The organism is Holdemania sp. (assembly GCF_986127675.1).
Genome location: NZ_CFQZWI010000142.1, coordinates 1 through 5,478 on the forward strand (window position 1 = coordinate 1; position 5,478 = coordinate 5,478).

6 protein-coding genes are annotated in these 5,478 nt (G+C 53.0%); 1 reads left to right on the forward strand and 5 read right to left on the reverse strand.

The window, feature by feature from the left end; translation table 11 throughout:
* The 5 genes from AC5OW4_RS14180 to AC5OW4_RS14200 form a co-directional block, all read right to left on the reverse strand.
* The coding region (locus tag AC5OW4_RS14180; protein ID WP_493677121.1) for a DUF885 family protein at positions 1-729 on the reverse strand (729 nt) is incomplete at its 3' end.
* Positions 730-803: 74 nt separating this feature from the next.
* Positions 804-2,357, reverse strand: a complete 1,554-nt coding sequence (locus AC5OW4_RS14185; RefSeq protein WP_493677122.1) for an ABC-F family ATP-binding cassette domain-containing protein — start codon at positions 2,355-2,357, stop codon at positions 804-806.
* 695 nt (positions 2,358-3,052) lie between these two features.
* Positions 3,053-3,358 (reverse strand): hypothetical protein, encoded by a 306-nt coding sequence (locus AC5OW4_RS14190; RefSeq protein WP_195397452.1) that lies wholly within the window; start codon positions 3,356-3,358, stop codon positions 3,053-3,055.
* A gap of 14 nt (positions 3,359-3,372) precedes the next feature.
* Positions 3,373-3,960, reverse strand: coding sequence for an HdeD family acid-resistance protein (locus AC5OW4_RS14195; RefSeq protein WP_195397451.1), 588 nt, complete (start codon positions 3,958-3,960; stop codon positions 3,373-3,375).
* 92 nt (positions 3,961-4,052) lie between these two features.
* Positions 4,053-4,850, reverse strand: coding sequence for an HAD hydrolase family protein (locus AC5OW4_RS14200; RefSeq protein WP_493677123.1), 798 nt, complete (start codon positions 4,848-4,850; stop codon positions 4,053-4,055).
* A 111-nt stretch (positions 4,851-4,961) separates the two neighbouring features.
* Here AC5OW4_RS14200 and AC5OW4_RS14205 point away from each other — a divergent pair.
* Positions 4,962-5,478 (forward strand): methyltransferase domain-containing protein (locus tag AC5OW4_RS14205; protein WP_493677124.1); only part of this gene is annotated, 517 nt, incomplete at its 3' end.

Consider the following 5,478-nt stretch of genomic DNA (forward strand, 5'->3'; position numbering starts at 1 on the left):
TCTTCCGATCTGGCTGTCAATCGCGGCCAGCTTTTCCTCAAAATTAACGATCAGGGCATTGTCGTCTACCTTTTCCACAAACCGGTCGATTTCGGCCAGCGTGCTGTCGAGGGTTTCATCCTGCAGGAAGTAGCCGCGCCGAGCCTGGTTTTGAGTATAGGTCACAGCTTCGTTAAGATAGCGTTCTACATCCGCCAGCAGCGTTAGATACAGCTGGACATCCTCTTCCGTTTCCATGCGGAACTCGAGGAAGTTCTGATTTAACGCGCCGATCAGGCCTTGATTCGGCTCGAACAGAAATTGCAAAGGCGTGTATTCGTTCATCGCCGACGTTTGTTCCAGATCACGCTGCAGCAGCTGATAATTGAGCTGCTGGACGGCCGTGAGATCCTCCGGCTTGAACTTCTGTAAATTCTGCAGCGCGGCTTCGGTTTCCTGTTGATGGCGCAGTTCGTCGGCTTCGCTCAAACTGCCCAGCGTCATCGGTTTCTCACGGATGCCCAGAGCTGCGGGATCCGTCGCTGAAAAATGCAGCGTCAGGGCGTCCTGCGTCAGCTGGCGGCGGGTTTCCTCCATCAGGAATTCATCGAAAGCTTTTTGAACTTCCGTGGTTCCCGTCTGCGCTTGCGGCGCGGGACTCGCTTTTTTTGCGGAAAACAGCGCGCAGCCGCTGCCGAACAGGACCAGCGCGGATGCCGCCAGCGCCAGTCCGATTTTTTTCAGGTTCATGTTTTTCCTTCTCCTTTCGACGACGTCGGTTCGTCATCGTTAGTTTAGCATCAAAGCGGGCGGCGCATACCTGATCAGCGGCGCAGACTGACTTCGCTTAAATCCCAGACGGCGTCTGCCAGATCGCTGTAGAATTCTTTTTCATGACAGACCAGCAGCACCGTTCCCGGATATTCGGCGATCGCTTTGTGCAGCTCGTCCTTGGCGTCCTGATCGAGATGGTTGGTCGGTTCGTCCAGAAACAGCACGTTGTACGGCGTGTTCAGCAGCTTGCACAGCCGCAGCTTCGCCTGTTCCCCCCCGGACAGCACCATCACCTGACTTTCGATCTGATCGGTCGTCAAGCCGCACCGGGCTAACGCGCTGCGGATTTCATATTGGGAGTAGGCAGGATAGGTCTGCCACAGTTCCTCAATGCAGGTGCGGCGGATCGGCTCGGTGATTTCCTGTTCAAAATAGCCGATCTGTACATGCTCACCCAGCTGGACGGAACCGATGACCGGCGGGATCAGCCCCATCAGGCTTTTCATCAGCGTTGTCTTGCCCAGTCCGTTCGCGCCGGTAATCACCACTTTCTGCCCTTTTTCCAACACCCGGTTGATCGGTTTGGACAACGGCTCGTCATAGCCGATCACCAGATCGGTTGTGGAAAAGATGACCTTACCCGGGGTTTTCCCCATCTGAAAGCGGAACGTCGGCTTCGGCTTTTCCGCGCTCAGCTCAATCCGTTCCATCTTCGCCAGCTTCTTCGCACGGGAATTCGCCATGCCGCGGGTCGCAACGCGCGCCTTGTTGCGGGCGACGAAGTCCTCCATCCGGGCAATTTCCTGCTGCTGACGCTGATATGCCGCTTCCAGCGCCAGCTTGTTCTGTTCGTACAGGCGGTGGAATTCGTCGACGTTGCCGACATAGCGGGTCAGCCGGCAGTTTTCCACATGGTAGATGAGATTGACGACCTCGTTGGTAAACGGCATATCGTGAGAAATCAGGATAAACGCGTTTTCATAATTCTGCAGATAAGTTTTCAGCCAGCGGATATGCTGCTCGTCGAGATAGTTGGTCGGTTCGTCCAGAAGCAGAATGTCCGGTTTTTCCAAAAGCAGCTTCGCTAACAGAATTTTTGTGCGCTGGCCGCCTGACAATTCGCTGACATCCCGGTCCAGTCCGATCTCGCTCAGCCCCAGCGCCTGGGCGACTTCCTCAATCTTGACGTCGATCTGGTAGAAATCATGGTGTTCCAGCGTATCCTGCCATTCGCCGATCTGTTCCAGCAGCTCGTTCATCTCCTCTTCCGTGCAGTCTGCCATCTTTTCATAACCGGCCGTGATCTGTTTTTCGATATCGAATAACCCGGCAAACGCCTGCGCCAGAGCGTCATGGATCGTCATCCCCGGCTCCAATACGGCGTGCTGATCCAGATAGCCGACCTTCACGTTCTTACTCCAGGTGATTTTTCCTTCCTCCGGTTCCAGCTTGCGCGTGATGATTTTCATAAACGTGCTCTTGCCCTCGCCATTGGCTCCCAACAGCCCGACGTGTTCGCCTTTTAACAGGCGGAACGAGACGTCCTCAAAAATACTGCGGCCGCCAAAGCTGTGACTGCAGTGCTCCAGTGTTAAAATACTCATAATCTAACCCTTCCTTATTTAATTTGATACGATAACGGATTCAGTGTAACGAATGGCGGTGAGGTTGTCAATTCCAAGCGCTGATTTCAGCATTCTCTTAGGCTTCAAAATAAAAGTTTGAAGACCTTACTGAATTTCAGCGGACGCCAAACTTTTCACTTTTATTCATGTTCAGGATGATCGGTTCAAGCTCATAGTGCTGCCCCCTTCTTATCAGCTTCAGGCACGCATGACTGCATCTTTAAACTGAATTAAGGTTGTTCGCGCACCCTCATCAGGACACAGCCGGGCAAGTTCCCGCCTTATCACTTTGCCCCATCCCTTCCGGCAGGATCCTGCGTCAAAAGTTCAAGGACCCCAGATCCGATCTTTTACCGTACATTCCGAGAAAACGACATTTCCCATTGCTTGAAGCTGTTTTCAGCTTCTCATTTTGTGAAAATTTCGCAGTCAAGCCTTATAAACCACGCTTTGACGAATCCCCCTTCAATGATGATCCTTGTAATGGACACAAATCTGCCAGGTTTCTTGATCACAACACCATCCTCCTGCCCCGCAATCTGCGCCCCCGCAAGGGAAGGAAGCAAATGCAAATCTTGTGGTACATCATAAACTGCTTTTATCGGCTGCCCTTTCTTTCACTCCTAAATAAAACCCGGTAAAATCCCGGGTCAACTTTGTCAGATCATCGTTAATTAATCAATGTTTTTGAGCACGGCCAGCTGGCGCTGAAGATCGGCGATCGTCATCTGCGAGGTGCGCACCTGTTCCAGCCAGTTTTCCACATCCTGCATCTCCCGCTCTTCTTCCCGAGCCGACGCATAAGCCCGGCCAATTTCCATGTACGCCGTATTCAACATCTCTTCCGTGGCTTTTAGCTGTCGTTTCAGTTCGATCTGGCGTTTCGTCTGATCCAGCTTGTCCTTCGCCCGCTCCGTGCCCTTTTCCGCGGCCTGCGCAACGTTCTGGACAAGCTTTTCCGCCTGTTTCTTGAAATCCATTTCTGATTCCTCCCTTACCGGTTTTTAAAGGAAAGCATTTCGACAAACAACGCGATGCCTCCCAGTATACAATATGCCGCAATCAGCGTCGTCAGCACGATCGCCGAGCTTAACGGACTGATCAGAAAGCAAATTCCCGCGATCACCGAAAGCACGCCGCCCGCCATCGCCATGCCGGAACCCTCGACCCGAAAATAGTTCAGCTTCATCGCGTAATCAAGCTTATGAATTCCAATCACAATCGCGCTGACGCCCAGGAGGACGGCGAACACCGTGATAACCATTTCCGCATCGGCCCGCAAAAGCAGAACTGCGATCAACAGATCGAACAGCCCGCGGACAATCGTCAAACTTTGCCGAAACAGCGCGCTGGTTGACAGGTAATCAAGAATTTCCACGATCCCCACCAATCCGAGGATCACCGCAATCCCCCGCTCAATCCAAAGGACGACCGACTGCGGACAGAACAACAGCGCGATGCCCAGCACGACCAGCGCCGCCGCCAGCCCCAATCCCATCCGGCGCAGGGAACGTAATTTACGGTTGATTTTATTCTGCATTTCATAAAAACTTTCCTGACTGCCTGAACTAAAAATAAACATAAAACCGCCTCCGTTTTTCATTCAGCGTTATTTCTTTCTTTCATTATTCGCTTCTTTTCCCAGCTTGTCAACCTGCGCAGCCGGAAGTGCTCTCAATCTGCCAGCAGCCTGTCGATCAAATCTGCTACCCCTTCCTCACGGCAGCTTGCCAGCTGCAGCCAGCCGCGGTCTTTCAGAGTTTGGGAAGCGTTGGCGACGATATAAGGATGACCGACAATTTCCAGCATGCTCATATCGTTCTCACTGTCGCCAACCGCGTACAATTCGCTTAACTCCAGATGCAGCTTGTTTGCCAGAGCCCGCACCCCAACCGCCTTGGTCTGATGCTGATCATGGATTTCCAGCAGCTCGCTGCTGGTGCGCATCAGCTGCAGCCCCAGCGCTTCCGGATGCAGCTGATGGCGCAAACGCCGCGGAGTTTCCTCATCATGAATATCAATGAACATCAACAGTTTAACAACCGCCTGAGGATCGATCGAATCGCGCAGCACTACATGCGGATCCTTTAAAAATTCCAGATGATCGATCTGCGACTGCGGCATCGGCCGGTTGATCACAATCTCATCCAGCGTGTATGCGAAATAAGGAATCCCCAGCTGATCCATCACGTCCATGCACCGCCGGCTCCGCGCCCCGACGCACGCCAGCCGCTCAAACCGGCCGGTCGAGGGTTCTGCCAGAACACCGCCGTTGGAAGCAATATGCCAGCCTTGCCGCATTCTCAGCAAGGCGATCAAATCGTCAAACGCACAGGCGTTCTTGCCGCTGGCAAACACCAGCCGATGTCCGGCCGCCAGCCACCGCCGCAGCGCGGCTTCACTGCGGAGCGGAAGTTCCTTCATCGCTTCAATCAAGGTGTTGTCAATATCCAGAATCAACGTTTTCACCATAACCTGTTTCTCCTTTGCGCTTCGTATGAACAAGACTTGTTCGTTGGAATTATTTTACCGTTTTTTATGTAAATATGCTACACTATCCCCATAAAAGAGAGGTCTTTGCTTATGATATCCTTCTTATGTCCGGTCTGCCGTCAGCCGCTGACGCTGAAGCAGTCGGTTTATCAATGCGAAAAACGCCACAGCTATGATCTGTCGCGTTTTCATTACGTCAATTTAATCCGCTCATCGAAGAAGATCCACGGCGATAACGCGGAAATGGTCAAAGCCCGGACACGCTTCCTGCAAAGCGGTGCTTACCAGCCGCTGAAAGCGAAGTTAACCGAATTCGTTCAGGCGCTCAATCCGTCGGCGGTGCTGGATTCCGGCTGCGGCGAGGGTTACTATACCGCGCTGTGCGAAACATTGAAAGATTGCGAATGCTTCGGGATCGACTTATCCAAGGAAGCCCTGAAACAGGCAGGCCGGAGTTGTCCTTCCGTTCATTTTGCGGCGGCGTCAGTCTTTGAGCTGCCGCTGCCGGATCAGTCGATTGATGTCATCTGGTCCTGCTTTGCGCCGCTGGCAATGGCGGAGAATGCGCGCGTGCTGAAAGCTCAGGGCAAACTGATCGTCGTGAGTC

What these genes read in the sequence shown, in the direction of transcription:
- AC5OW4_RS14185 (WP_493677122.1), bottom strand. Translation starts at nt 2,357, where the DNA reads ATGAGTATTTTAACACTGGAGCACTGCAGTCACAGCTTTGGCGGCCGC.
- AC5OW4_RS14190 (WP_195397452.1), bottom strand. Translation starts at nt 3,358, where the DNA reads ATGGATTTCAAGAAACAGGCGGAAAAGCTTGTCCAGAACGTTGCGCAG.
- AC5OW4_RS14195 (WP_195397451.1), bottom strand. Translation starts at nt 3,960, where the DNA reads ATGTTTATTTTTAGTTCAGGCAGTCAGGAAAGTTTTTATGAAATGCAG.
- AC5OW4_RS14200 (WP_493677123.1), bottom strand. Translation starts at nt 4,850, where the DNA reads ATGGTGAAAACGTTGATTCTGGATATTGACAACACCTTGATTGAAGCG.